31 protein-coding genes are annotated in these 23,699 nt (G+C 60.4%); 9 read left to right on the top strand and 22 right to left on the bottom strand.

From position 1 onward, the window contains the following. The first annotated feature begins 123 nt into the window (after positions 1-123). Positions 124-873, top strand: a complete 750-nt coding sequence (locus tag NKJ46_RS26425) for an autoinducer binding domain-containing protein (RefSeq protein WP_352668765.1) — start codon at positions 124-126, stop codon at positions 871-873. After that, positions 821-1,579: an acyl-homoserine-lactone synthase gene (locus NKJ46_RS26420; RefSeq protein ID WP_352492896.1), complete on the top strand. Its 759-nt coding sequence runs from the start codon at positions 821-823 to the stop codon at positions 1,577-1,579. Before NKJ46_RS26425 ends, NKJ46_RS26420 begins: the two co-directional genes overlap by 53 nt. A 202-nt stretch (positions 1,580-1,781) precedes the next feature. On the opposite strand, the gene NKJ46_RS26415 is transcribed toward NKJ46_RS26420, so the two are convergent. Next, positions 1,782-2,255 (bottom strand): Lrp/AsnC family transcriptional regulator, encoded by a 474-nt coding sequence (locus tag NKJ46_RS26415; RefSeq protein ID WP_352492895.1) that lies wholly within the window; start codon positions 2,253-2,255, stop codon positions 1,782-1,784. A gap of 129 nt (positions 2,256-2,384) precedes the next feature. Here NKJ46_RS26415 and NKJ46_RS26410 point away from each other — a divergent pair, with 129 nt between their 5' ends. Next, on the top strand, positions 2,385-4,775 hold the full coding sequence (locus NKJ46_RS26410; protein WP_352668762.1) for a thiamine pyrophosphate-binding protein: 2,391 nt from the start codon (positions 2,385-2,387) through the stop codon (positions 4,773-4,775). 167 nt (positions 4,776-4,942) lie between these two features. Here the strand turns inward: NKJ46_RS26410 and NKJ46_RS26405 are convergent, their stop codons facing one another. The 11 genes from NKJ46_RS26405 to NKJ46_RS26355 all read right to left on the bottom strand — a co-directional run bounded on the left by NKJ46_RS26405 (position 4,943) and on the right by NKJ46_RS26355 (position 14,529). Further along, entirely contained in the window at positions 4,943-5,197 is a 255-nt protein-coding gene (locus tag NKJ46_RS26405; RefSeq protein ID WP_352566564.1) for a DUF1344 domain-containing protein, read from the bottom strand. Between the two features lie 192 nt (positions 5,198-5,389). Continuing rightward, the gene (locus NKJ46_RS26400) at positions 5,390-8,041 is read right to left on the bottom strand and encodes an FtsX-like permease family protein (RefSeq protein ID WP_352668759.1); all 2,652 of its coding nucleotides are present in this window, start codon (positions 8,039-8,041) and stop codon (positions 5,390-5,392) included. Further along, positions 8,038-8,718, bottom strand: a complete 681-nt coding sequence (locus NKJ46_RS26395) for an ABC transporter ATP-binding protein (protein WP_352566568.1) — start codon at positions 8,716-8,718, stop codon at positions 8,038-8,040. Before NKJ46_RS26395 ends, NKJ46_RS26400 begins: the two co-directional genes overlap by 4 nt. Further along, positions 8,711-9,373, bottom strand: coding sequence for an ABC transporter ATP-binding protein (locus tag NKJ46_RS26390; RefSeq protein ID WP_352566570.1), 663 nt, complete (start codon positions 9,371-9,373; stop codon positions 8,711-8,713). Before NKJ46_RS26390 ends, NKJ46_RS26395 begins: the two co-directional genes overlap by 8 nt. A 1-nt stretch (position 9,374) precedes the next feature. After that, a complete protein-coding gene (locus tag NKJ46_RS26385; RefSeq protein WP_352566571.1) occupies positions 9,375-9,980 on the bottom strand; it encodes a hypothetical protein in 606 nt (201 codons plus the stop codon). A 121-nt stretch (positions 9,981-10,101) separates the two neighbouring features. Next, entirely contained in the window at positions 10,102-11,460 is a 1,359-nt protein-coding gene (locus tag NKJ46_RS26380) for a sensor histidine kinase (protein WP_352566573.1), read from the bottom strand. Then, the gene (locus NKJ46_RS26375) at positions 11,447-12,124 is read right to left on the bottom strand and encodes a winged helix-turn-helix domain-containing protein (protein WP_352492887.1); all 678 of its coding nucleotides are present in this window, start codon (positions 12,122-12,124) and stop codon (positions 11,447-11,449) included. Before NKJ46_RS26375 ends, NKJ46_RS26380 begins: the two co-directional genes overlap by 14 nt. Positions 12,125-12,282: 158 nt before the next feature. Further along, positions 12,283-12,531 (bottom strand): hypothetical protein, encoded by a 249-nt coding sequence (locus NKJ46_RS26370; protein WP_352668756.1) that lies wholly within the window; start codon positions 12,529-12,531, stop codon positions 12,283-12,285. A gap of 290 nt (positions 12,532-12,821) precedes the next feature. Then, complete coding sequence (locus tag NKJ46_RS26365; RefSeq protein WP_352668753.1) at positions 12,822-13,331, bottom strand: cytochrome b; 510 nt, start codon at positions 13,329-13,331, stop codon at positions 12,822-12,824. 109 nt (positions 13,332-13,440) lie between these two features. After that, complete coding sequence (locus NKJ46_RS26360; protein WP_352492885.1) at positions 13,441-14,235, bottom strand: COG4705 family protein; 795 nt, start codon at positions 14,233-14,235, stop codon at positions 13,441-13,443. A 36-nt stretch (positions 14,236-14,271) separates the two neighbouring features. Beyond that, a complete protein-coding gene (locus tag NKJ46_RS26355) occupies positions 14,272-14,529 on the bottom strand; it encodes a hypothetical protein (RefSeq protein WP_352566575.1) in 258 nt (85 codons plus the stop codon). A 240-nt stretch (positions 14,530-14,769) separates the two neighbouring features. On the opposite strand from NKJ46_RS26355, the gene NKJ46_RS26350 reads away from it, so the two are divergent. Both NKJ46_RS26350 and NKJ46_RS26345 read left to right on the top strand, forming a co-directional pair. Further along, positions 14,770-15,402, top strand: coding sequence for a methyltransferase family protein (locus tag NKJ46_RS26350; protein WP_352668750.1), 633 nt, complete (start codon positions 14,770-14,772; stop codon positions 15,400-15,402). Positions 15,403-15,657: 255 nt separating this feature from the next. After that, the gene (locus tag NKJ46_RS26345; RefSeq protein ID WP_352566576.1) at positions 15,658-15,909 is read left to right on the top strand and encodes a response regulator; all 252 of its coding nucleotides are present in this window, start codon (positions 15,658-15,660) and stop codon (positions 15,907-15,909) included. Between the two features lie 4 nt (positions 15,910-15,913). Here the strand turns inward: NKJ46_RS26345 and NKJ46_RS26340 are convergent, their stop codons facing one another. Continuing rightward, a complete protein-coding gene (locus NKJ46_RS26340) occupies positions 15,914-16,456 on the bottom strand; it encodes a phosphatase PAP2 family protein (protein WP_352566578.1) in 543 nt (180 codons plus the stop codon). A gap of 39 nt (positions 16,457-16,495) precedes the next feature. Between NKJ46_RS26340 and NKJ46_RS26335 the strand changes: the two genes are divergently transcribed. Then, a complete protein-coding gene (locus NKJ46_RS26335) occupies positions 16,496-16,978 on the top strand; it encodes a DUF2127 domain-containing protein (protein ID WP_352566580.1) in 483 nt (160 codons plus the stop codon). A 10-nt stretch (positions 16,979-16,988) separates the two neighbouring features. Here the strand turns inward: NKJ46_RS26335 and NKJ46_RS26330 are convergent, their stop codons facing one another. Both NKJ46_RS26330 and NKJ46_RS26325 read right to left on the bottom strand, forming a co-directional pair. After that, positions 16,989-17,120: a phosphatase PAP2 family protein gene (locus NKJ46_RS26330; RefSeq protein ID WP_352566582.1), complete on the bottom strand. Its 132-nt coding sequence runs from the start codon at positions 17,118-17,120 to the stop codon at positions 16,989-16,991. Between the two features lie 5 nt (positions 17,121-17,125). Continuing rightward, positions 17,126-17,791, bottom strand: coding sequence for a phosphatase PAP2 family protein (locus NKJ46_RS26325; protein ID WP_352566584.1), 666 nt, complete (start codon positions 17,789-17,791; stop codon positions 17,126-17,128). A 225-nt stretch (positions 17,792-18,016) separates the two neighbouring features. On the opposite strand from NKJ46_RS26325, the gene NKJ46_RS26320 reads away from it, so the two are divergent. The 3 genes from NKJ46_RS26320 to NKJ46_RS26310 all read left to right on the top strand — a co-directional run bounded on the left by NKJ46_RS26320 (position 18,017) and on the right by NKJ46_RS26310 (position 20,392). Continuing rightward, positions 18,017-19,198 (top strand): acyltransferase family protein, encoded by a 1,182-nt coding sequence (locus tag NKJ46_RS26320; RefSeq protein ID WP_352668748.1) that lies wholly within the window; start codon positions 18,017-18,019, stop codon positions 19,196-19,198. A gap of 210 nt (positions 19,199-19,408) precedes the next feature. After that, positions 19,409-19,915: a hypothetical protein gene (locus NKJ46_RS26315; protein ID WP_352492871.1), complete on the top strand. Its 507-nt coding sequence runs from the start codon at positions 19,409-19,411 to the stop codon at positions 19,913-19,915. 288 nt (positions 19,916-20,203) lie between these two features. Beyond that, a complete protein-coding gene (locus tag NKJ46_RS26310) occupies positions 20,204-20,392 on the top strand; it encodes a hypothetical protein (RefSeq protein ID WP_352668747.1) in 189 nt (62 codons plus the stop codon). 3 nt (positions 20,393-20,395) lie between these two features. Here NKJ46_RS26310 and NKJ46_RS26305 read toward each other — a convergent pair whose 3' ends face one another. The 7 genes from NKJ46_RS26305 to NKJ46_RS26275 form a co-directional block, all read right to left on the bottom strand. Next, on the bottom strand, positions 20,396-20,713 hold the full coding sequence (locus NKJ46_RS26305; RefSeq protein WP_352566588.1) for a YMGG-like glycine zipper-containing protein: 318 nt from the start codon (positions 20,711-20,713) through the stop codon (positions 20,396-20,398). Between the two features lie 194 nt (positions 20,714-20,907). Further along, on the bottom strand, positions 20,908-21,309 hold the full coding sequence (locus NKJ46_RS26300) for a type II toxin-antitoxin system HicB family antitoxin (RefSeq protein ID WP_352493300.1): 402 nt from the start codon (positions 21,307-21,309) through the stop codon (positions 20,908-20,910). A 4-nt stretch (positions 21,310-21,313) separates the two neighbouring features. Next, the gene (locus tag NKJ46_RS26295; RefSeq protein ID WP_352566590.1) at positions 21,314-21,502 is read right to left on the bottom strand and encodes a type II toxin-antitoxin system HicA family toxin; all 189 of its coding nucleotides are present in this window, start codon (positions 21,500-21,502) and stop codon (positions 21,314-21,316) included. 669 nt (positions 21,503-22,171) lie between these two features. After that, positions 22,172-22,462, bottom strand: a complete 291-nt coding sequence (locus NKJ46_RS26290; RefSeq protein WP_352566592.1) for a hypothetical protein — start codon at positions 22,460-22,462, stop codon at positions 22,172-22,174. Positions 22,463-22,613: 151 nt separating this feature from the next. Then, positions 22,614-22,940 (bottom strand): hypothetical protein, encoded by a 327-nt coding sequence (locus NKJ46_RS26285; protein WP_352566594.1) that lies wholly within the window; start codon positions 22,938-22,940, stop codon positions 22,614-22,616. Between the two features lie 162 nt (positions 22,941-23,102). After that, positions 23,103-23,312: a hypothetical protein gene (locus tag NKJ46_RS26280; RefSeq protein ID WP_352566596.1), complete on the bottom strand. Its 210-nt coding sequence runs from the start codon at positions 23,310-23,312 to the stop codon at positions 23,103-23,105. Next, positions 23,287-23,502, bottom strand: a complete 216-nt coding sequence (locus NKJ46_RS26275) for a hypothetical protein (protein WP_352493294.1) — start codon at positions 23,500-23,502, stop codon at positions 23,287-23,289. The genes NKJ46_RS26280 and NKJ46_RS26275 overlap by 26 nt, the downstream gene beginning before the upstream one ends. Positions 23,503-23,699 lie beyond the last annotated feature (197 nt).

Raw genomic sequence — 23,699 nt, 5'->3', positions numbered from 1 at the left:
CGAGGCAGTCAGAATGCGCCCTTTAGTGCCACCTACTATAGTAGTCAAACGTCATGCCGCAGGTTGCGGTCGGGTCCAACTTATTTATTCTTTCTTTGTCTCAGTACATTGAAGGGGCGTGAAATGTCGGCGGTTCATGGGAGCGTCTTACAGCACCAGCTAACGCAAATCTTTGAAGCAACCGCGCTGATTGATCGTGCAAGCAGCGTCGCCGAAATCATTCGGCAACTGCGCAAGAGCATCGAACGTCACGGCTATGCAGCCTGTCTCGTCACCGAATTGCCACGCCAGGACACCGGATCACTGGATGGACACATCCTTGTTAACGGTTGGCCGGGGGAATGGTACAGCCACTACATGGCTGCCGGACACTATCGCCATGACCCTTGCGTTGCTTTGTGCCGTAGTGCGATTGGGCCGTTCCTTTGGAGGGACGTCCATCAGGGCCTGACGAACGGCAATGCCAGGAAGGTGATGGATGAGGCAAAAGAGTTTGGGCTTTGGGACGGGATCTGCATTCCAATCCAAGCCTCATTCGGCGATCCGGCCTGTGTAACGGTTGCCGGACGCGAAATTGATTTGGCGCCGACGGTGCGCTGCACCGTTCATGCCCTTGCGCGCCATGCCTACTCGGCTGCCGAACGACTCGTTGGCAGCTCGCTCAGGCGGCCGAGACAAAAGCTTTCCCAACGGGAGCGTGAAATCCTGCAGTGGGTCGCTGGCGGGAAGACCGCATGGGAGGTTTCCCGAATACTTGGAATTTCGGAAAACACCGTGACGACCCACCTGCGCAACATCAAGCAGAAGCTCAGCACCGCCAATGTCGTGCACGCCATCGTCGAGGCTTATCGCAGGCGCGAAATCGAACTTTAATCCATCCTCAGATCTAGGTATTTCATGGGCAATCGTCACGTGGTCGGATGGGGTTCCATCTCGAGGAACCGCAATGATTCAGGTCCACGTCGTCGACGCGTCAAACAGCTTTGCCTATCGAGGCGATCTCGACAGTTACTTCCGTCTGCGACACGAAATCTATGTCGATGAACGTGGCTGGCACGAGCTGAGGCGCCCCGACAGTCGCGAGATCGACCCCTTTGATACACCAGAAGCGATTCATCTGCTCGGCATCCAGCCGGGAAGGGGTGTCGTTGCCGGATCCCGGCTGGTGCCCAGCCTAAGACCGCATCTGATGAGCGAAATCTTTCCGCAACTTGCCGAGGGTGGCGTGCCGCGCCGACCCGATATCTTTGAGTGGACCAGGTTTTTCGTGGCCCGGGATTTTCGCGACCCCGGCCGACCCTGTCAGGCCGCCGGCGTGATCTACTGCGGGATTCTGGAATTCTGCATTCAAAGAGGCATAAGCAATCTGACCATTGTCTGCGAGGACTACTGGTTCGACCGCTTGGCATCGATCGGCTGGTGTCCAAGGCAGCTTGGATCTTCATTCAAATGCGATGACATGACCATCATCGGCGTCATGGTCGACGTCGGCCCGTCTGCCTTGGCCGCGACGCGACAATTCTACCGCATAACCGACCCAGTGCTTTGGGCCGAAACGGCACTCAAGCGGCTGGCCTGACCGCGGGCCGTCCGTTTTTGGGCGTCACGCCTCGAACGAACATGCTGCCTCGCAGACAAGTTCGCGCACGCCAGCGATGGCGTATCCGCCCGTCAGCCAAAAAAACCAATCGCAAAACCGGCCGCTGCAGTCACCACCGGGCGAAATCGTGCTGTTCGAACCGGGGAACCTAAGCGATTGACTTGCCAACGTTTAGAAAAAATCATGTCTCGACCGGCAGCCGGTTCGACCGCTTGATCTGCGCAAGCGCGAAGCTGGACTCGATCGAGGAGACGCCATCGAGCCGCGTCAGCTTTTCCTTCAGGAAGCGCTCATAGGCGTGCAAATCGCGCACCACCACACGCAGCAGATAATCGCGCTGGCCAGTCATCAGATAGCAATCGACCACCTCCGGCCAGCGTGCGATCGCCGCATTGAACCGCTTCAGCTCGTTCTCGCGCTGGCGCTCCAGCTTGATCGAGGCGAACACCGAGATCGGCAGGTCGACCATGTCCTGGTCGATCAGGGCGGCATAGCCGGTGATGACCCCCATGTCCTCCATTAGCCGGACCCGGCGGGCGCAGGGCGAGGCCGAAAGACCGACCCGATCGGCAAGCTGCTGAGCCGTCATCCGGCCATCGACCTGCAGCGCGGCAATGATCTTTCGGTCGATATCGTCCAGTCGGCGTTTTGGCATGGATAGTTACTCCATTGGTCGATATTGCCGAAACCAGCTAACGCAAGTGCCAATCTCCTGCAAGTTTAGCGACAATCGGTTTTTGCTCAGCCCTATGATTGCGACGATCGCAACCGGGAGTCTTGCAGCATGGACAAACAAAAACTGGAGGCACTTTCGGCGCTGGAGAAGAAGGTGCTCTGGCTGTCGACTTGGATGATCCATAACGCCAATCACCTGCGCGAAAACACCGACGGCCTGAAGGTTGGCGGACACCAGGCGTCCTCGGCTTCGCTGGTGACGATCATGACCGCGCTGTATTTCTTGGTGCTGAGGCCGGACGACCGAATCGCGGTGAAGCCGCACGCCTCGCCGGTGTTCCACGCCATCCAGTATCTTCTGGGCAATCAGACGAGGGAGAAGCTCGAAGGATTTCGCGCCTTCGGTGGCGCGCAAAGCTATCCGTCGCGGACCAAGGATGTCGATGACGTCGATTTCTCCACCGGCTCGGTAGGTCTCGGCGTCGCGCAGACGCTGTTTGCCTCCCTTGTGCAGGATTATCTCAGCGCTCGCGACGAAAGCATGCCCGAGGGCCGCATGGTGGCGCTGCTCGGCGATGCCGAGATGGACGAAGGCAACATCTTCGAGGCGCTGCTCGAAGGCTGGAAACATGGCCTGCGCAACTGCTGGTGGATCGTTGACTACAATCGCCAGAGCCTCGATGCCGTTGTGCGCGAAGGCCTTTGGGAACGCTTCGAAAACTTCTTCAGGAATTTCGGCTGGGATGTGGTCATCCTGAAATACGGCAAGCTGCTCGAAGCCGCTTTTGCCCAGCCGGGCGGCGAGGCGTTGAAGGCCTGGATCGACGGCTGCCCGAACCAGCTCTATTCGGCGCTGACCTTTCAAGGCGGCGGCGCCTGGCGCAAGCGGCTGTTTGCCGATATCGGCGAAAAGCCGGGCCTGAAATCACTTCTCGACCGGCGATCCGATGCTGAAGTCGCCGCACTGATGACAAATCTCGCTGGCCACGACCTGCAGTGCCTGATCGAAGCTTTCGAGAGGGCGCGCGGCCACGACCGGCCGACCTGCTTCATCGCCTATACGATAAAAGGTTTCGGCCTGCCGCTCGCTGGCCACAAAGACAATCATGCCGGGCTGATGACCAAGGATCAGATGGCCGTCTTTCGCGCCTCGATGTCGATCGGTGAGGGGCGGGAGTGGGATGCCTTCGAAGGCTTGGATATTGGCAAGGTTGATCTTCGACGTTTCCTCGATGCGGTACCTTTTGCCGCGAAAGGCCGACGCCGCCGGCACGCCCAACGCATCCTGGTCCCCGATCGCCTCGGCCCGGAAGCCAAGGGCAGCGTCTCCACCCAGATCGGATTCGGCAGGATCCTGGACGAGATTGCACGGACGGGCGGGCCGCTTGCCGACGCTATCGTCACGACATCGCCCGACGTCACTGTTTCGACCAATCTCGGACCCTGGGTCAACCGGCGCGGCCTGTTCGCGCGAAGCTCGCTTGCCGACACTTTCCGCAGCGAACGCATAGCCTCGGCGCAGAAATGGGAATTCGGCCCATCCGGCCAGCACATCGAACTCGGCATTGCCGAGAACAATCTGTTCATCCTGCTGTCGGCGCTAGGGCTGTCGCATTCGGTTTTCGGCAAACGGCTGTTGCCGATCGGCACGCTCTACGATCCGTTCATCCAGCGCGGTCTCGATGCGCTCAACTATGCCTGCTACCAGGATGCGCGCTTTCTCCTTGCAGCCACCCCGTCGGGCGTCACGCTGGCGCCGGAGGGTGGCGCGCATCAGTCGATCGCCACCCAGTTGATCGGCATGGCGCAGGACGGGCTTGCGGCTTACGAGCCGGCATTCGTCGATGAGTTGAGCGTCATAACGCGTTTTGCACTGGATTACCTGCAGCGCGACGGCGACGTCGTCCAGTCGGAGCGCACCTGGCTGCGCGACGAGACCGGCGGCTCGGTCTATCTGCGGCTCTCGACGCGCCCCATTGATCAGATCATTCGAACCATGACGCAGGACCTTGAGCAGGACATTGTCGACGGCGGCTATTGGCTGCGGCCCCCGGGTCCGAATGCGGAGGTGATCGTCGCCTATACAGGCGCCGTCGCGCCGGAAGCCATCGAGGCGGTCGGCATGATGGCGGAGGATCGTCGCGACGTCGGTCTTTTGGCAGTGACTTCGGCCGATCGGTTGAACGCAGGCTGGACGGCGGCAAGCCGCGCACGCGAACGCGGCCTTGTTCATGCCAGAAGCCATGTCGAACGGCTGTTCGAGGAGCTTCCAGCCCATTGTGCGATCGTCACGGTCGCCGACGGCCATCCGGCCGCGCTCGGCTGGCTGGGCTCGGTATACGGCCATCGCACGCGAAGTCTCGGCGTCGAGCACTTTGGCCAGTCCGGGACAATCGGTGATCTTTACCGGCACTTCGGAATCGACGCCAATTCCATAGCGACAGCCGCCGACCGGATTGCTGGTGGGCGCCCCATCCGCTATCTGCGCGCGCTGGATTGACGGAAGACATTCACGGCTGCTGCAGACCGGAAGGCGAATGTCCGCCGTGTGCATTCCGAGATGTGCCGCGCGGTACCCCAGGACCGTGCCGACTGGAATTTGCTGGCTGCCGGCAAGGAATCGGGCTGGCGGGCCAGCCCGATTGTAGGCATTTCGTCTGACACCTGTTACTTGGCCTGGTGAATACTGGAAACCACTAGTTTGCCGGCCTTGGCCGAATAGGTAACGACGACCTTTTCACCGACCTTGAGTGTCTCGGCCTCAATCCCTTCCGGCAAGATGAACGTCTTGCCGTCGGACAGAGTGATCGAATCGCCACTCTTATCGACACTCGCGATGGTGCCGGTGACCGCCTTGGCGAAGGCACCGCTCGAAGATGCGAGGGCCAGTACCATTGCGGTTGCGATGACTGATTTTTTCATTTGGTTTTCCCGGTTGGTTTCGTTGCGATGCCGAAAGGGCTGTTGGCGCCAGAGCGGCAACGGTGACGATCCGGAGCGGTAGGGCTTGCCGGATCATTTCCCTCAGCGAGAGAAGATGGGATCGAGCCTATGCGGCAGAGTTTTCGGTAAGATGGCCGGGACTTTACAAATGGGTAAGTCCGGCGCGGATTGTCATAGATCCCGCAGGTGCTCAGCGTCCTGTCCGGACGAGGGCCTGGCCGACCGGATCGCGGCGACGACCGAAGCGGCGACAAGGCCGAGCACGACCCCCAGATAAGCCCAGGGAACCGAGAGCCTCTCCGGCGGGGGGTCGAACACGCCGGTCAACAGCTTCACCAGCATCCACCCCGTCAGCAAGCCCGACAGAAGCCCGAATGCGAAACCACCGACGAGGATCAGGAGGCCTTCGCTCCACAGAAAGGTCGCCAATTGCCGAGGCTTGGCGCCGATGGCGCTCAGTATCGCGAAGGGCCGGCGGCGCTCGACGAAGCCCAGCGCCAGCATCAGCCCGCCGGCGGCCGCGGCCATGACGACGGAAAACGCCAGTTCGATCGTCGTCAGTCCGCCAAGATCGACCGCGGTCAGGCTCGAGCCGATGAGATGGGCAGCCTGGCCAATGTCGGCGACCTTCAGCGACGGATCGAAGGTGAGTGCCGAAGAAGCCTGCCGCGCCAGTGCTGCAGGATCGGCCTTGGCCCGCATCAGGACGTACTCGGATGTATCCGACCCGGTCATGCGGGCCACGTAGGCGGCGTTCGCAACGAGGAAGGAGTCCTTCGGTGCTGTCGGAAATTCGCGCGCGACGCCGATGAACTTGAAGGCGACGGGATGGTACTGGTGATCCCTTGCATCGATGAGCCGCAGATTGATCGTATCGCCTTGCTGAAGCTGGAAGTCCTGCACGGTCTCTTCCGAGACCAGGACACCGTCGGGCGTGGCGGCGAGCTGGTCGAGCATGCCGGCCGCGCCGGCGCCGCTGAAATAGGCGTCGGAAAGCTTCGTTGCCCGTTCGATACGCCATGGGTCGATGCCGTAGAGATCCTGCAGGTCGGCGCCGACATAGGCGAAACGATGCTGCATGGGTTCTGCCGCGGCCGCCTCGGGCAGCGCCGCCAGCGCCGCCAGATACGGTCCGGCCGGTCTGTCCGATGTGCCGAAGACGGTGACGTCGGACCCGTTGGTCAGTTCGGCATCGATGCGTGCCTGGGCATTGTAGGTGGTGTTGAAGATCGCGGTCGACGTGGCGAAGGAGATGGCCAGCGCTGTCATCGCGATGCCGATGGTCAGGCGCCCCGATTGCCGCGACAACGCGGCTGACACGACAGCCGCAAGAGGCCCGGCGACCGGCGCAATGATCGCTCGAAGACCCCTGCCGTTGCGCGCGATAATGGCGCCCGACAGCCGCACGGTCAGCAGCGCCATGCCCAGCCAGAACAGCGCCGGCGCGATGAACGCCTTGTAGTCCACGGAGATCGCGGCGACGCCTTCGGGCGCAAGAACGATCTGGTATCCGGTGCTCGCCGACTGCGACAAGAAAAGCCCTGCGGCCGCGAGCAAAATGATGTCGAGCCACAGGCGCCGCCAAAGCGGCGTCCACGCCCTGCTGACGGTACGCCGCGCGGCACTGACAGTCGCCCAGCGCGCGTCACGCCAGGCGGGAAACAGAAAGGCGATGAAACCGACAAGCAACCCGAACAAGGCTACAAGAAGCAATGTCGGACCGCTCATGCTCGCCGTCACGTGCAGGCCTGGAGCGATGCGGCCGAAGAGCAACGCCGCGGCGATGCCGAGCGCGGTTCCGCCGACTGCGGCGATTGCGGCCTCGGCAGCGGACAGGGACAGGATTGTTCTCGTCGTCGCGCCGCGGACGCGAAGCAGCGCCTGCTCCGTGCGCCGGCGCACCGCACCGGACGAAGTGACCGCAAAGGTGAGGGCAATGGCCAGCGCGATGCCGGGCAGGCCGAGAAACAGGAACAGGACGGACGCATAAAGCGCATCCTCCCGAACCGCCCCGAGACGGGAGCCGAGATTGTCGGCGACCAGAGCCTGACCGACGACCCGTTCCTCAAGATTCCTATGCGCGCCGGTGACAAAGGTATAGGCGCTGACCGGGTCCGGCGGCAGCGCCTCATGGGCGAGCCGCACGTGCCATTGCAGCCGGGCGGTGTCGGGCCGCATTTTCTGCTGCGGGTCGAAGAGTTGCTGCCAATCTTGCTGTGGCAGCACGAGCACGTTGTCGGGCGGCGCCTGCGGAGCAGCCTGGGGCGGCAGGCCGACCGCCTGGAACAGCGAATCCGCGTCGGGAAGATCGATCACGCCGGCGACCTTGACCTCTGCCGGCGGCAGGCCGATCCGCTTGATCGAGACTGTATCGCCCGGCCCGACATGAAGATTGGCCGCCGCCTGCTGGGCAATGAGCACGCCGTCGATGGCGCCGGAAAGCGGCCGGACTTCCGCCGGAAAGGTTTTCGAATAGCCATTGTCGAAAGCAATGACCTGGCCCGATCCGGTGGTCTGCGTCGTGCCGCCGGTCTGCGATTCGAACCCGGCAACATCCGCATAGCGGAGCTGATGAACGGCCTTGACCGGCGCGTCGGCCAGCGCCTTGCCGATCAGGTCAGGATCGGCACCGGAAATCACCTGAACCTGCCAGTCGATCGGCACGGCCGATATGGCGCGCTCCGTCATCGAGGTGCTGGCGTTGGCGAGAAAAAGCGCCATCGCCGCGAGAAGCGCCACGGTCAGCGCGACGCCTGCCATGGCACCGGCGACGCGCAGGAAACGGCGGGCGAGAACGCCGCGAACCCACAAGAGGAGCATCATGCCGCCTTGTTTCTCGGCCGACCTGCGATCAGCCGGCCGTGGTCCATCGTCCACCGTGTCGCCATCCGGGCGGCCACGGCTTCGTCATGCGTTGCCACAACCAAGGCTATGTCTGTCCCGTTCAGGCGATCCAGCACTGCGTCGAAGAAGAACTGCGCCGTGATGCTGTCGAGCTGCCCGGTCGGCTCGTCGGCAAGCACGAGTTTTGGCCCTATGGCTAAAGCGCGCGCCATGGCTATTCGTTGCGACTGCCCACCGGACAATTCCTCTGGCAGTTTGTCGCCAAGCTCGCCGAGGCCAAACGATTCCAGCAGTGCTGCCGCGGTTTCGTCCGCGGCGGCGCCTTTGCCGGCCAGGATCATGGGCAAGGCGACATTCTGAGCTGCGGTGAGCGCTGGGAACAGGCTGGGCGACTGGAACACAAATCCGATCAGACGCGGCCGCAGTTCCTCGAACGGACCAAGCCCCGGCCATTCGATGGTGCCGGCCGTCGGTCTGTCCAGCCCGCCAAGAATATGCAGCAGCGTTGTCTTGCCGCTGCCGGAAGGCCCGACCAGGGCAATGCGCGCGCCTGTCGCGATCTCGCAGTCGACGTCGAGCAGCACCGTGATCCGGCCGGCGTTTCCATCATGAAAGTCCCGGCCAAGGCCTTTGCCGACAACGAGCGTCTCACTCACTGTCGATCCTCCCGTCTTTCAACCTGATGATCCGGTCGGCTCTTTGCGCCAGCGCCTTGCTGTGGGTTGCGAGCAGCGTCGCCAGTCCGGCTTCGCGTCTCGCCTCGAACTGCCCGATCAGCCCGGATTCGGTGTCACGGTCGACCTCCGCGGTCGGCTCGTCGGCAACCAGGATCGGCGGGTCCGCGGCCAGCGCCACAGCAAGGCCCGCGCGCGCCGTCTCGCCGCCCGAGAGCTCGGTTGGAAATGCCTGCGCGCGATGCGAGAGGCCGACGCTTTCCAGCAAGGCGCCAATTCGCTTCTGGTCCAGCTTTCCCGCCAGAAGCATCTGCAAACGCAGGTTCTGTTCGACGCTCAGGTGGCCAAACAGGTTGCCGGACTGCAGCAGGATGCCGAAATTGGCGGCGCGAACGCGTGCACGCTCGGCCTCCGGTCGCCGGGTCAGGCGCAGGCCGGCCACCTCGACATGGCCACCATCCGGCTCGTCCAGCCCGGTCACGCAGAACAACAAGGTGGATTTGCCGCTGCCGGACGGTCCCGTCAGGGCGACGATCTCGCCAGCCGACACATGGATGCTGATGCCACGCAATGCGGCTGTCTCGTCGTCGCCGATGTGGAAGAACCGATAGAGTTCATGCGCGTCCAGCGCGTGCATTTCATTTCCACCGGAACGAGTTGGACATCAACTGCCACTGGTCGACATTGTCCGCGCCCTTTGGCGCGTAGAGTTCGAGCGTGATCAGCTTGCCGTCCTTGAAATAGAGGTACCGCTCGTTCTCCAGGCGGACCTGCTTGTTGGTCACCGCATTTGGTTCGGAGTTGGACGTATAGACAATGCGGATTGCCGGGCCCGCCGCCAGCTTGACCTGCTTGACCGCCGTCACCCGGACGGCTCGACCGGTGGATTGGAGCTTCGGAACATAATCCGCCTTGGCGCTTTCGACGGTCGGTGCGGCGTCCGCCTTTGCCGCGGAAACAACGACGCCGTCGAGCTTGTCGACGAAGCTTGCGCCGTCGGCATTGTCCGTGCGCGCCCACCCCTCCGGCACCTTCATGGTGAACCCTTGCGGTGAGGCATAGTCGATGAAGACTTGCGTATCGGGAATATCGCCGGGAGGGTTCTTTTCCGCGGGGACGACTTTCTCGGCCGCCAACGCCGGCAGATTTCCGAAATCTGGAACGAGCGCGCCGGCAGCGCCCAGACATGCCGCAACGGTAAGGATCGGCAGAATCCGGCTGATTTTTCGATGAGCGGACATCATTTGAGCGGCCTTTCGAGCTGAACGGCGAATTCACTCACTATCGCGCGTCAAGCTTACAGGCATGTCGCCTGGTTCATACGGATTGGTAAGCTTGGAGGGCGGTGCCTAGCCAGCCGACGATTTAGCAGCGGGGGAAACTGACCACCACCGCGAGGCCGGGATGGCGGTCTTCGAGGGTAATGGATGCGCCGTGCAGATCGGCAATGGCGCGCACCAGGCTAAGCCCAAGGCCGCTGCCGGGCGTCGTGCGGCTGTTGTCCAGCCGGTAGAGCCGTTGGAACACTTTTTCGCGCTCCTCGGTTGGAATCCCCGGGCCGTCATCGCCGACTTTTACAAGAATGCGGTCATCCCTAGGGATCACTGACAATTCGATCGCCGTGCCTGCCGGGCAATGCCGCAAGGCGTTCTCCACCAGATTGGCGAACATCTGCGTCAACAATTCCCGATCGCCGTGGATCTGGCATTGTGTGCCTTGAAGGATTTTTGCCGTCAGCGACTTTCCGTCATCCTCAGCAACGTCCGCATAGATTTCGGCAATGCTCTCGACTACGCCATTGACGTCCAGATCGATGAAGCGCGCCTTGCGCGCTCCAGCCTCGATCTGGGCGATGCGCAGCAAGGCATCGAACGTCTCATTGATCTGGAGCCCTTCCGCCCGCGCGTCCGCCAAATCATCGGAAACCTCCTCGCCCAGAGCGGTCTTGTCGGCGGCGGCTTCCAAAATCATCTGCAGGCGGTTCAGCGGCGTCTTCAAATCATGCGCGATGTTGGCGCTGACCTGCTTCATGCCTTCGACCAGGGCCGACAGCCGGTCGAGCGCGGCGTTGACCTGGGCGGAAACCCCGTCGATATCGTCGCCGTTGCCAACCAGGGGAATGCGGGCGTCAAGCCGCCCATGCGACACGTCGACCATGGTGGCAGCGATACCGTCGAGGCGGCGCTGGACACGGGATGCCAGCAAGGCGCCGCCGGCCACTGCCAGACCGGTGATGATGAGGGTTCCCCAGCCAAAGCTCATCAGCACGATGGTTTCCAACTCATCGGTCTCGGACAGGTTGAAGGCGACCGTCAGATTGTTTCCGCCAACCGAACCGGACCAGGCCCGGTAGACGGTGCCGGCCGGCACGCCGGGCATAGTGGCGTCAAACATCGAGAAGCCGTCGGGAAGGTCCCCCGCGGTAAAGTTGCCGGCAAGATGATTGCCGGCCGGACCGGTCAGCGAGAACAGCTGCTCTTTCTTGGCTGAGAGCGCGGCATGGCTGTCGACCGTCGCAACCAGATCCTCCAGATCGCTTTCGGCATAAGTCGCCGCCACCACCGAATAGGTCTCCTTGATGGAATCATCGAGCCGCTCGGCAAGGTCGGCGCTCATCAGCTGATAAACGATGGCGCCCGACAGGATAAAGGCAAGCACGAATAAGAAGGCGAAGGTCAGGGCAAGCCGAAAAGGCGTACTGCGTAGCAGATTAAACCGGCGCATGCAGGCTGTAGCCGGTGTTGCGGACAGTATGGATAAGCTGCGTTTCGAACGGCTTGTCGATCTTGGTTCTCAGCCTGCTGATATGGGTCTCGACGACGCTGGTCTTGGGATCGAAATGGAAATCCCAGACGCGCTCCAGCAACATGGTCCGGGTGATGACGCGGCCTTCGCCACGCATCAGCACTTCGAGCAGCCTGAATTCCCGCGGTTGCAGGTCGATCGCCTGACCCTGCCTAGTGACCCGGTGCAAGAGCAGATCCATTTCAAGATCGGCGACGCGCAAGGCGGTCTTCTGTTCGTGTGCCGCCGGCCGGCGGCCAAGGGCGTTGACGCGGGCGAGCAACTCGGAAAAGGCGAATGGCTTGACGAGGTAGTCGTCGCCGCCGGCCTCGAGGCCCTCGACCCGGTCGTCGACGCCACCGACCGAGGTCAAAAAGATCGCCGGCGTTCGAACCCCGGCGGCACGCACCGCCTTGATCATCGACAGGCCGTCCAGACCGGGGATCATCCGATCCGCGATGATCACGTCATAGGCGTCGCGTGTCGCGGCAAACAGCGCGTCATGGCCATTGGGCAGCAGATCGCAAACATGCCCGGCTTCGCTCAGTCCCTTGACTACGTATTCGGCAGTCCGTGGGTCATCCTCAACAAGGAGAAGTCGCATCTCTGTTCCGGTCTGTTGCCGAGGCTTTGTCCGCGGTGCATGCTAGCGCCGGCAGCTGCCCGCTCCTAGAATACCTATTCCTGGAATATAGGATCATCAGCCGAAAAACCCCAGCAGCGAGTTCCTGGCTTCGAAAGTCTGATCCATTTCATAGGTCCTCAGAACCGGAATGGCGATATGGCCGCACCGGATAGAAAGCCGCGCCGCGGATTTTCCTCGCCGGCCGTTGCTATCGCGGCCAAATAGAGCGCCGCCAGTCCGCCTGCTATCGGAGCCGGCCTGGCAATGGATGAGGACAGGTTTCGGGCCGACTTCATCAGTGCAATCAAGGCGAGCGACTGGTGCTGCGCCAGGTCCCTGCGAGCCGACTCGATATGCCTGATGCCGAGATCCTTCGCCGCCGGCACCGCTGCGTCAGATCATGACCGACCAGGCGCTTTACCGCGCAGATTGATGATCGTGGCGATGTGGTACTCGTCGTGGTAGGCCCTCATCTCGTCCACCGACGGCCGGGCCGATCGATGGCTTCACCGGCAACGATTGCGTGAAAATTGTCATTAAGGTGGGACGCCCCCAGGGCGCAATCCAACTGGGAAGGCAATCACGGAAATCGAAGCTGTCACCCAGGCTTTGATTGCGAACTTGTCATTGGCTGCCTTTCCGTCACGGCTTGATGCCTTCGAATTTGGTTCGAAGGTCATCTGGCCGCATCGCGTGCGGGGACAAGCATCTTGCGCAGCACGGCGTCTTTCAGAATAAAATGATGGAAGAGTGCCGCACCGGCATGAATGCAGATGAGGACCATGAACACCGGCTTTGCCCAGGCATGGATATCGCCTATCCAGCCCCAGACATGAAAGGCCAGAAGCCCGGAAACAGGAACAGCGACGAGAAGGCCGTAGAACAGCGCATGCGTTGCGCGTGAGGCGAAAGCGATCCATTTCGGCATTGTCGATTGCGGCTTGGGCGCACCGATGAAGAGGCGCACGGCCAGTCGCACGAACACCAGCAACAGAAGCGCCAGGCCGACCCAGTAATGGGCGGATTCCATGGTCTGCTCGTAGGACGACAGTTGCCGTCCGTCCGCTGCCGCATCGACGTATGTTGTCATGCTTTCCCCGAACAGGAGTTGGAACAGGACAAGCGCCGCTATCGTCCAATGCAGGCTAATCTGAAGGCTGCTGTAGCCGGATCTCTTGGAGTTCATTTTCTGTCCATGAGGTGAGCGCTGTAGCTGCCGATGCGACCCAGGCAGGAATCCGTTGACGTATTGCCGCGTTCTCGCCGCGTGCGACGGGCGTGCAGATGCTCGATTCCTAATCGGATTCGAGCAGGATCTTGTCAGCCTCGTGGGCATGCTTCTTCAGGCTCATATAGAGAACAAGGGTGACGATGCAGCAAAGGAAGAGCATGCTGGTCAAGGTGGTGCCGAAACCTAGGCCGCCATATTCGAAGGGTTGCGAGAGCAGGTCGCCGAACGAGGCGCCAAGCGGTCGCGTCAGGATATACGCGAGCCAGAAGGCGAGGATGCCGCCCAGCTTCAGCACGTAATAGGCAAATGCGATGAGCGCGATGACGCCGGCAAACAACAGGCCCGTGGTGAGGTAGCCCATATCGAAGCTCTCGGCTACCAGGTCGCCCGCCGCAGTGCCTAGCGAGAAGGTGAAGAGGATCGCCAACCAATAGAAGACCTCGCGTTTCGTCGTGACAATCGTATGGATCGACAGTGTCCTTTCGCTGGCAAACCAGACAGCGAAGGTCGCGGCGAGCACGATGGTGAAGCAAATCGTGGTTGTTTCTAGGCGCACGCCGAAATTGTCGACGAGATTGTCGGTGACCAGCGTGCCGACCACGCTTATCAACACTACCGCCAGCCAGTAGGCCCAGGGCACGTAGCGTTTCTGCGCGAATTGCAGGACAAGCGCGACAACTAGGATGGCGGTCATGATCAGCGAGGTGACGGTCAGGCCAAGACCGAGATTGACGGCCAGATAGTCGGCCGCCGTCTCGCCCATGGTCACCGCCAACAGCTTGATCAGCCAGAAATCGACAGTGACATCCGGAACCCGGTTAACAGCAGGCGCGACACGTTGGGCGGCTGGCGAGAACATTGCTGTATCCTGTCGTTTGATGAGACGTAGGGTGGACTACTTGCCCAAGATTTTCATTGCCTGAGCGAAGAAGTCGTCGGCGCGCTTGTCGTCGTCGGCATTGCAGCGCTCGATGCCCTTGGTCTCCAGCTCGGAAACCTTGGTCTTGTCCGTATCGCCAAGTTTCGCTTCAGCCTCTGCGGCGCGCAGGGTCTTGAGCGTTCCTTCGCAAGGCGCTGGTCCTGCGGAGGCTGATGACATCGGACTGGCGATGGCAACTGCACCGAGCGCGAGGGCGAGAACCAGTTTGTTCATATAACATTTTCCTGTGTGGCGCCGGTCTTTCCGGCAATGTCGGTCAAGCTCCGGCAACTCGACCGGGAGCAGGGACCATAGGGAGGCGAGTTCGCCGGCATCTGTCCGGTGGCTTACAATTTTGTAAGAATAAGAGGAAACCCTGTTGATTGCCTCGCCATCAGCCGGCGGAAAGGGTAGTTGGTTACGCGCAACGACATTTCGGCCCATCCATAGACTTGCCAGAGCTGGGGGAAACCAATGACCTACGCCTCTCTCAAGCCGTCACCGAAGGCATTCGACCAGCACAAGCGTCTGATCGTTGTCCAGGTGGTGGCAGTCCTGGCCATAGCGCTGCTGTTGTTTGCCAAGCCGTTCCTGCGCGAAGGGTCGAGCGAGCACGAGTTCATCGAACTGCTCGGCTGCGTACTCATCCTCGTCTGCGTCGGTGGCCGTCTGTGGAGCATTCTCTATGTCGGCGGCAAAAAGAACGAAGAGTTGATTTCCGCGGGGCCGTTTTCCATGACGCAGAACCCGCTGTATTTCTTCTCGACGATCGGCGCGGTGGGCCTCGGGTTGATGTATGGATCCATCGTCGCAGCCTTGGCATTGGGCCTAGCCAGTTTCATCGTTTTCCGGGTGACGGCGCGCAAGGAGGCCGAATTCCTGCTCGGAAAGTTCGGCCCCGCCTACACGGCGTATGCAGAGCGGACGCCGCGCTTCTGGCCGAACCCGCTGCTGTTTGCCGACCAGCCCGAGCGGCAGTTTTCAACAGGTGCGCTGAGGCGGACATTTTATGACGGGCTTTATTTCCTCGCCATCTTCCCCGCGATCGAGACGATCGAGTATTTCAGGGCCGGCGGCTTTCTGCTCACGTTTTTCACGCTCTATTGATCAATGCATAAGTCTGCTGTCATTCGCCCACGCTAACCGCTATCAGCTGGACATAAGAGCACCGACTAAATTTTTGGCACATCGCGCAATGCAGAGCGGAATTTACGACATCGAATGGTCATTTACCGGGAAGGGCACTAAGCGGGACGGCGGTCCGCGGAAAACCCATCTCCCAACATTGGCCAAAGCATTTTTGCCGGACCATGATGTAAGCACTCTTTCGCGATGTGGCTATCGTGCGCTGAGACGGATTAAATGCGTATCTTACTTGCGGAAGACAATCGCGAATTGTCGACATGGCTGGCGCGCCTGCTGCGGCGCGACAATTACGTGATCGATTGCGTCTTTCGCGGCGATGATGCCGATGCCGCCCTAGCAAGCCAGGACTACGCCTTGGTGATCCTCGACCTGGCGTTGCCGCATCTCGACGGCATCGAGGTGCTGCGGCGGCTGCGAGGCCGCGGCACCACGACGCCGGTCATCATTCTCACCATTGTTGGCACATAAGGAGCTAGAGAATTCTTGTCACCAGATTGTCCAGCCGGGAGTTCTCGCGGTAAGCCAATCGCACCACAACGGCACCTAAGACGCCCGTGATGGCGCCCCCGATCACGTCGGTGACATAGTGGGTGCCGATATAAATTCTCGACCAGCAAATCAGGAATGCCATGATCATGAATGCCAGCGCCCGCCGAGGCAGAGCTTGCATCGCAAAGGCCGCAACGATTGCAACGCTCGCAGTCCCGTGATCGGAGGGGAATGACCAATCTGTGCTCGGCGCAATTAACAGATGCGTCACGCCGGCATCGTAGGGCCGTATCCGGTGCACGAACAGAAGAATGAACTGGTTGATCGCTAGACCGAGCAAGAACGCCAGACCGGCCGACAAGGCCGCGTGACGAACATGGTAGCGGTCGGCCTTCGCCCACCATTGCACAACCACAGCCAACACCATGAGCGGAACGCCGATTTGTGAGGCGCCAGTCATTGCTTTATCCAGAACCGGGTGAAGCCCAGCTGCAGCGTTGATCCAGTGAGTGAGACTTGCATCCATTCTTTGTTGCTTCCGTTATTGTCGATCGCGAGGTGAATTGTGAAAGCAGTCGACGAACGCCGGATTCATCAGATTTTTGAAGTCAGCGTCTGGCTCAAGGGTGCGCACGCCCTGATCGAATGCCTTGGCGGTGTCCTGCTTTATCTCGCTACCACAGACACCATTGCCTCGTGGGTCAATGCTTTCACCCAAGAGGAGTTGATCGAAGATCCGAACGATTTCATAGCTGGCTATCTGTCGCAGATGGCAAGCCATTTTTCGATCGCCAGCAAGGAGTTCTACGCCTTCTACCTGCTCAGCCACGGCCTGATAAAGCTGCTCTTGGTTATAGGCCTTTTGCGAGGCAAGCTGTGGGCGTATCCGGCCTCCCTCGTCGCGCTCGGCGCATTCATGGTCTACCAAGTCTACCGCTATTCCTACACCCATTCACCGGGCCTGCTCGTACTGACCGTCTTCGATGCGGTCGTCATGGTGCTGATCTGGCACGAATGGGGCATAATGCGGCGGCACAAGCCAGCATAGCGACGGATTATCAGCCTCGGCCCTGTTCAATGCGCCGGACCGCAGACCAGCACAGAATGGCCCAAGCGGAGCCGACACACCAACCTGCAAGAACGTCGGTGGGGTAGTGGACGCCGAGATAGACCCGGCTCAATCCGACCATAACCGTCAGAAACACCGCAAGCGAAACGAAATACGCTTTGACGCGGGGATCGGGGTTCGCCTTGTGGCCAGCAACGCTCCAAGGGTCAGGAAACTGACGGCGGAAAGCATGGCGTGCCCGCTCGGAAAGCTCGCTGTAAAGACCCTTGTCGTGTGTATGACATCGGGCCTCGGGCGATCGAAGGCGATCTTCAGTAGCGTGCTGATGGCCTCTCCGCCAGCCACGGCGGCCGCGACCAGCACGGCGTAACTCCGCTTTCCCGTAATCACTAGATAGCCCACTGCGGTGACCGACACGAGGAACGCAAAGCTGCCGAGAGACGTAACGTCGCGCCGTCCCATTTCCTCCAGCCAAGGCGGACCAATAGGGTTGGTTGGATCATCGGCGTTGCGAAACGCCATGAGCACGGCCCGATCGAAACCGCTCGTGTCTACCTCAATAACTTCTTCTGCCAGAAGGCCAAAGCCGAGGACAAGGCCACCGGCCACAAGCACAGGGGCGATCAACCACATGGCGAGTACGAGGCGGCCTGTTCCGTGGCCCTCGCCATCGACAAGGTTCTGCTGCTTTCCTGCCGCTCCAGCTACCCGCTGAAAGCAGACAGGGAATTGATCATTGATGCGGATCAAATGCTGACCGGGACGATTGCCTTCCAGCAGGGCAATTGGCATCCAGCATCCAGCTCACGTCCGATCGATGCTTAGGCGCGGCACGTCGTTCAAGAGCAGCTCGGATTAACTCGTTCTGTAACCGAGCCTAATCGCCAATGTTAGATGATGGCAGCCAACCCCACACGCAAATCATGGGCTTGCATGTTTTCCGTAACAACCAAGCGCAAATCGTGTTCCCTCCGCACGGTTGACATTCCTCCGTCAGCCGCCATGCTGCATTGCAACATGGCCATCGAAAAGTTCGGCATGACGGAAGCATCGCGCATCGAGTGCCTTGACGGGCTTCGGGCGCTCGCCGCGATCTGGGTGCTGATCGGGCACTGCCTGCTGTTGACCGGCTGGCAGATTCCCATCCTCGGCGAACCGGATCTCGGCGTCGATCTGTTCATCATGCTGTCCGGCTTCCTAATGGTGTTCCATTACCAGCTGCGCCAGGACAAGGAGCCCTGGCAAAGGCCGGAAACCTGGCTGAAGTTCTGGACCCGCCGCTATTTCAGGATAGCGCCGCTGTTCTACGTCATGCTGTTCGCTGCCCTGGCGCTTGGCCCTTATCTCTACCAATCCAGGATGGTCATCGACGAGTTCCTGCTGCGGTCGCCGCAGGCGCCCGAGCGTTATCTCGACAGCGGCCTGAAGAATATCGGCGCCCATCTGCTGTTCCTGTTCGGCCTGGTGCCGAATTTCGCCTATCGCACACCGCTGCCGGACTGGAGCCTGGGGCTGGAGATGCAGTTCTACGCACTATTCCCGGCGGTCATGCTGCTGGTGCGCAGGCTTGACTGGATATGGAGCGCCATCCTTGTCGCCGCGATCGGCAGCGCGATCGTGTTCTTGATGGGACAATTATCGGTGCATTTTCCGATGCCGTCGTTCCTGCCGCTGAAGATGCAGATTTTCCTGTGCGGGATGCTGCTGGCGGGCGTCGTCCATCAAAGGCACAAGCGGCCTTTCGTGCATCTGGCATTGGCCATGGCTCTGGCCGCGCTGCCCTTCGGCGGCGGCTACGGGCTTGGCAAGTTTTTGATGCGCGAAGCGCTCGTCGTGGGTTTCTTTGCCCTGGTTCTCTACCGGATGCTGCCGGGAATGATGGGCATCGTGGCCAGAAAGATCGCCATGACGCTCGCCAACAGGTTCTTTCATTTGATGGGTGAGCTTTCCTTCAGCATCTATCTGATCCATCTGCTGGTTCTCCAGCCGGTGGCGGCTCTGGTCATCACCCAGTTCGGCAACGAATTGTCGGCGCCGGTGCGCTTTGCGATTGTTGTTGCCGTCGTCTTGCCGGTGGTCTGCCTGCTGTCCTGGATCACCTACACGCTGATCGAAGTGCCCGGCCAGAAGATGGGCCGTTTCGTCGTGCAGCGCTTTGGGCGGAGCCCGGCGCTCGAGGCGGTCAAGCCCGGCCCATGACCAGCCGCCAGACGGGTTCGAGCTGCACCAGCCCCCTGTTATTGGGGCTGCGGGCGACGTCAATCATGCGGGCCTTGTGGGTCAAGGGATGGGCCATCTTGATGGCGAGCGCCGCCACCAGCACTTCGCTGAACCGCGCGTCCCAATCGTTGGGCTCGGCGAATTCGCCACCGATGCCGAACTGGCACTGGCGGCAAAATGAGACCGCACGTGTCGAGCCTCAAGCACATGGCGTTCATCGCGCTGAAGACCACCGGGCATGATCGGGCGAGGGGCGATCGTCGGACGCCGCGCCCTTTCGGGACGCCAGGTCGGCTACTGTGGCGAATCCCAAGTTCACCCGCTGCGCTGCGCCGGAGTGATGTGAATTTTGGCGTTCGCTACGACATTCATGTTGCCCTTTGGCCAATCGACGGCACCAAACAGTTACAGGAAAGGACGATGCTGCCTGCCTCGGCAAGGGAGGTAACTATGAATATGAAGTACAAAACAGTTCAGGAAGTGCTCCGAAAAGCGGGCATCGTCATGAGCAAGAAAGGGGAGGTTCATCGCGTAAACTTCTTCAGCGGTCTGGAAGACACCGCCTACTACACGCCAAGCCTTCGGGATGCCCTGGACAAGGGCTTGGCTATGGCGGGAGGTGCCGGAAAGATGAAACCAACCGCCTTTGCCAAGTCAGCCCAAACAGGGATCTCGACCAGCGCACGCATCGGCTGACCCTATCCAGGCAAGACATCGCCGCGTTGCGCGGCGGTGTTGTGAAACTGCAATAGCCCAAACATTGCCGTCTTCCTTGCTCGAATGGGAAAAAGACGGCTTACGAAGCGTCTGCCGCGCCATTTCCTGACGGGCGGTTGGCGTCGTGACGGCGCATGCACGAGACGTGCAACGTTCCGCCCAGGCCAAAAATCACAAGAAATCCGCAGCCGCCTTGAAGCGGCTTTTTGCCGTGGAGGCACCATGCCCCGTTTTCCCCGACCAACCACACAGCCGGAGGCCTGAGCCATGGCCATCACCCCGCTCGACATCGCCAACATGGCGCTCGCCGTGCTCGACGAGGCGCCGATCGACAGCCTCGACCAGAGAGAGATTTGCCGACAGGCAGGTGAGGGCGGTGCGAGCATTTCAGAACTGCACTGCCCTCACCCCAATGTTGGGGCGTTGTCCCGTAATAGTGACGTGGAGAAGCGTTAACGGTCAATAATCGCCGTTGTAGTACCGGTCGTCGCAGGGGGCGGTGTAGATGCGGCCGCTCGTGCGGTCCTGATAGCGGCAAAGCTGTTCGCTGCGGGGTTGCGGGGTGGTGGCGTTGCCGACGACGGCGCCCAGCAAGGCGCCGGCTCCGGCACCGATGACCGTGCTCTTGGTGTTGCCGCCGATCGCCTGGCCGGCAAGCGCGCCGGCGCCGGCGCCGAGCAGCGCACCGGTGCTGGTTCTCTGCTGTGCTTCGGTCTGCGCGCAGCCCGCCAGCGCGGCGGTTACGAGCATGGCGGCAATCGCTTTGGACATGGTCATCGTCTGGAACTCCCTTGAAGCCTATGAACTAATACGCAGGCCGATTTTGCCAAGTACGGTGGCATTTGCGGCGGAACATAGGCACCGTGCCTCACGAAATGAGACATGGTTGTTTTTGTCTGACAACTCCGGTTTGGAAAGAAACGTAACCGAACAAGACCACAGAGCCTCATCCCAAGTCGACTTTCGCAGCGTTACGCTGCCTCGATCTGCATCACCTTTTTTGCCGCAGCGGTCAGAAATCCCGATCGGCTGTAGCCGTGGCGCACCGCATATTGGTCGATCTGGTCGAGGACATCTTCGGGAATGGTGACATTGACACGCACGACCTTCGCCGCTTCGGCCTTCAAGGGAACTAGAATGGCGACTCCGCTCAGATTGTCCTTGTCCGACATCACGTCCTCGAGGGACGACGGTTCGGGAATGGCCTCGCCGTCCTCGACCAAGCCCTCGACATGAAAGGCCAGTGCTTCCTCGGCCATGGCGCGGGCGTCGTCCAGGCTGAAGCCGGCTGTGACCAGCCCCGGAAAATCAGGAAAGGAGACGCCGAAGTCGCTGTCCGGTTCCTTGTGGATCAGTCCGATGTAATTGCGCATTTCTCTACCTCAGCTTCACGCCGGATTGTTTTTCGATGCTCTTGAGAGTGCCGATCGGGATGTCGCGCTTGGGGTGCGGTACTGTTACTCGGCCCGGCTTGGCATTGTGCTTGAACTGGGCCTGACTTCCTTTTCGAGCCACTTCGTACCAGCCATCCGCCAACAGCCTGTGAATGACATCGGCGCTCTTCATGTTGTGTATAGATACACATAGCCGATCCAAATGTCCATGAGAATTGCCGCAGGTTACATGCCGCAGTCCTCAAGCTGAACCGTTCCTCAAATCCTCAAAAACGGAGAAACCAAAACCAAATGAGCCGAGGCCTTCCCCGGACGCTTTCGCGTGCCGCCGCAGAGAAGCCAGCCTCGCCCCACCCAAGGCAGGGCTGATAGCCGGAACGACCGGACAAGGCGGCGCCTACCGAACCGTCTTCTCCTTCAATGCCATGCCGGTGCCGTTAGTTGTTGGGGAACTGGGGCGACAGTGCTTGAGGCCGCCCAATGGCGTTCCGTCGGACCAGAATGCCATAGGGTTTCGTCCACCAGATAGCCGACGGGGGCCGCAGCCATGGCCTGAAGTCGTCGGGGGTGTGTGCTGCGATGCAGGCTCGCGTTGTGCTTCGAGCGTGCTGGGAATCATCGAGCCGGTGTTCCTGAAATGGGCATACAGACTGCCGGTCGATATGTGGTACCGGCTTTGCGGCATATTGAACCGTTTGTAGAGTTTCTCCACCGGGCCGTTGGCGCCAAAGCCCGTTTATACCGATGAAAGTGCCAGTGGCGCATTCTTGTCGAGCATGACCTTGGCGGTCATCAGACCGTCGCTTCGCTTTTATGAGTTCCGCAGCCTAGCTGAGGGTAGTTACGCGCTCCCGTCCGTCTCGCTTTCCTCATCGATCGTCCGAACCGGCAAATAGGCATTGGTTTCCAGCCATTCTCGCAAAATGATCTGAATAAGGTCTGGCCTGCCGATTTTCATCTCGGCTGCTACGGAATCGAGTGCATCTGCGGTCGCGGGCTCCAGCGGCACACCACCGACGTTTCGAAGCATCAAAGCAGCGCGACGCAGGAGGATCTGCAAATCCGCGCGGGAGATGTCGCCTATGCGCTGAGCTGCGTGTTCGAGATCTTCAGTAACAGACTGGCGTGTCATTGGTGTCACCCGGTGCATGGCATCCGGCCTTCGCTCTGCTGCCCAACTGGACCGTGATTGGCCAAGGGTGCAGTTATCGTGGGTCGAAGGCAGTAAACAATCATTTTCCGTCCTTTTTGCAGAGGACAACTGGCCTTCGGTACGTCGTCCTTCATTTGCTGTTGCCGGGCCGGATGCATTGGGCTCGTCCGATGGCCAGAGCTACAGGGTCGCTTCGACTGAGTGAGCCTATTGCAGCGGTGCCGACTATGGGCACCATCGACGGCTCGTCATCTTGTACTTTCCCGGTTTTTAACTCAGCGATTTCCTCGTCACGCTTGGCAATGCGGCTTTCCAGATTGGCGAGACGCTCGGTCAACAAATAGCGGCCGACCGCAAATCCGCCTCCTCCTAAAAGAACCGCAAAACTGGCAAAGGCGGCCGGGTTGGCCAGCATCAGCGCGGAGTTGGCTTCCAAAAAGCTGATAAGATCCTGCATGGTCAACTTGACCCCGTCATGCCGCAAACAAGCGAGCTGTCGTCACCGGCTGGCCCGGGTTGGCATATTTGTCGCGAATCCTCCGGGCTCGAATATCCTGAGTCACTCGCCGTCATCACCATACCCGTCGTGCGACATGGCGGCCGTTCCGATATCCATGGCTCATCCCAAGATTGGCGGCGTGTCGTCGTAACCCAGCGCTACCAATCCTGGGTGCCGGTGAGCGAGGGCCAGAATTTGAGTCTCAAGCTCGCAGTTATACGCCATGAGCGCCTTTACAGTCTCAAGGGGGCTTTCGTATCGGGCGATGAGCTTGACCGCTTCAGAATGGAGTTCAGCTTTGGCTTCAGCGTCGAGGCGAATAATGCCCATTGTCGTTCCTCCTAATGTTTGCCCGACGCGGAGCCGAGAGTTCATCAAGCCGTTCATGCAAGTGTCCATTCAGCACGATCATCTCCTTCAATGCCTTCACCGCATCGCCCTTGTGCAATGCAATGAACTTGTCGGCGATGGCCTGAAGGGCCGCCTCCTGGCGGCTGTCCAGCGTCACGATGTGGTCCATGGCGATGCCTCCAATCGTTTCTGTTCAATTGAACAAAACGGGAACAAAAATGTCAAGAGCGAATTGACTCGACGAGGAATATGTTCCTATTTTGACGGCGTGTTGGGCGGGTGCTGACGTTGCCCCCAGTTTCTATCCAGTTTTGAGTTCGTTTCCGGCGTGGGTTGTGCCCTGCTGGGCCGGTGAAGCGACGGGCG

This window comes from Mesorhizobium sp. M0166, assembly GCF_040322255.1.
GTDB lineage: Bacteria > Pseudomonadota > Alphaproteobacteria > Rhizobiales > Rhizobiaceae > Mesorhizobium.
The sequence above is the reverse complement of the archived record's forward strand: the minus strand, read 5'-3'. Positions and strand labels throughout refer to the sequence as shown.

What these genes read in the sequence shown, in the direction of transcription:
- NKJ46_RS26425 (WP_352668765.1), top strand. Translation starts at nt 124, where the DNA reads ATGTCGGCGGTTCATGGGAGCGTCTTACAGCACCAGCTAACGCAAATC.
- NKJ46_RS26420 (WP_352492896.1), top strand. Translation starts at nt 821, where the DNA reads ATGTCGTGCACGCCATCGTCGAGGCTTATCGCAGGCGCGAAATCGAAC.
- NKJ46_RS26415 (WP_352492895.1), bottom strand. Translation starts at nt 2,255, where the DNA reads ATGCCAAAACGCCGACTGGACGATATCGACCGAAAGATCATTGCCGCG.
- NKJ46_RS26410 (WP_352668762.1), top strand. Translation starts at nt 2,385, where the DNA reads ATGGACAAACAAAAACTGGAGGCACTTTCGGCGCTGGAGAAGAAGGTG.
- NKJ46_RS26405 (WP_352566564.1), bottom strand. Translation starts at nt 5,197, where the DNA reads ATGAAAAAATCAGTCATCGCAACCGCAATGGTACTGGCCCTCGCATCT.
- NKJ46_RS26400 (WP_352668759.1), bottom strand. Translation starts at nt 8,041, where the DNA reads ATGATGCTCCTCTTGTGGGTTCGCGGCGTTCTCGCCCGCCGTTTCCTG.
- NKJ46_RS26390 (WP_352566570.1), bottom strand. Translation starts at nt 9,373, where the DNA reads ATGCACGCGCTGGACGCGCATGAACTCTATCGGTTCTTCCACATCGGC.
- NKJ46_RS26385 (WP_352566571.1), bottom strand. Translation starts at nt 9,980, where the DNA reads ATGATGTCCGCTCATCGAAAAATCAGCCGGATTCTGCCGATCCTTACC.
- NKJ46_RS26380 (WP_352566573.1), bottom strand. Translation starts at nt 11,460, where the DNA reads ATGCGCCGGTTTAATCTGCTACGCAGTACGCCTTTTCGGCTTGCCCTG.
- NKJ46_RS26375 (WP_352492887.1), bottom strand. Translation starts at nt 12,124, where the DNA reads ATGCGACTTCTCCTTGTTGAGGATGACCCACGGACTGCCGAATACGTA.
- NKJ46_RS26365 (WP_352668753.1), bottom strand. Translation starts at nt 13,331, where the DNA reads ATGAACTCCAAGAGATCCGGCTACAGCAGCCTTCAGATTAGCCTGCAT.
- NKJ46_RS26360 (WP_352492885.1), bottom strand. Translation starts at nt 14,235, where the DNA reads ATGTTCTCGCCAGCCGCCCAACGTGTCGCGCCTGCTGTTAACCGGGTT.
- NKJ46_RS26355 (WP_352566575.1), bottom strand. Translation starts at nt 14,529, where the DNA reads ATGAACAAACTGGTTCTCGCCCTCGCGCTCGGTGCAGTTGCCATCGCC.
- NKJ46_RS26350 (WP_352668750.1), top strand. Translation starts at nt 14,770, where the DNA reads ATGACCTACGCCTCTCTCAAGCCGTCACCGAAGGCATTCGACCAGCAC.
- NKJ46_RS26345 (WP_352566576.1), top strand. Translation starts at nt 15,658, where the DNA reads ATGCGTATCTTACTTGCGGAAGACAATCGCGAATTGTCGACATGGCTG.
- NKJ46_RS26340 (WP_352566578.1), bottom strand. Translation starts at nt 16,456, where the DNA reads ATGGATGCAAGTCTCACTCACTGGATCAACGCTGCAGCTGGGCTTCAC.
- NKJ46_RS26330 (WP_352566582.1), bottom strand. Translation starts at nt 17,120, where the DNA reads ATGGTCGGATTGAGCCGGGTCTATCTCGGCGTCCACTACCCCACCGAC.
- NKJ46_RS26325 (WP_352566584.1), bottom strand. Translation starts at nt 17,791, where the DNA reads ATGCCAATTGCCCTGCTGGAAGGCAATCGTCCCGGTCAGCATTTGATC.
- NKJ46_RS26320 (WP_352668748.1), top strand. Translation starts at nt 18,017, where the DNA reads ATGGCCATCGAAAAGTTCGGCATGACGGAAGCATCGCGCATCGAGTGC.
- NKJ46_RS26310 (WP_352668747.1), top strand. Translation starts at nt 20,204, where the DNA reads ATGGCCATCACCCCGCTCGACATCGCCAACATGGCGCTCGCCGTGCTC.
- NKJ46_RS26305 (WP_352566588.1), bottom strand. Translation starts at nt 20,713, where the DNA reads ATGACCATGTCCAAAGCGATTGCCGCCATGCTCGTAACCGCCGCGCTG.
- NKJ46_RS26300 (WP_352493300.1), bottom strand. Translation starts at nt 21,309, where the DNA reads ATGCGCAATTACATCGGACTGATCCACAAGGAACCGGACAGCGACTTC.
- NKJ46_RS26295 (WP_352566590.1), bottom strand. Translation starts at nt 21,502, where the DNA reads ATGAAGAGCGCCGATGTCATTCACAGGCTGTTGGCGGATGGCTGGTAC.
- NKJ46_RS26290 (WP_352566592.1), bottom strand. Translation starts at nt 22,462, where the DNA reads ATGACACGCCAGTCTGTTACTGAAGATCTCGAACACGCAGCTCAGCGC.
- NKJ46_RS26285 (WP_352566594.1), bottom strand. Translation starts at nt 22,940, where the DNA reads ATGCAGGATCTTATCAGCTTTTTGGAAGCCAACTCCGCGCTGATGCTG.
- NKJ46_RS26280 (WP_352566596.1), bottom strand. Translation starts at nt 23,312, where the DNA reads ATGGGCATTATTCGCCTCGACGCTGAAGCCAAAGCTGAACTCCATTCT.
- NKJ46_RS26275 (WP_352493294.1), bottom strand. Translation starts at nt 23,502, where the DNA reads ATGGACCACATCGTGACGCTGGACAGCCGCCAGGAGGCGGCCCTTCAG.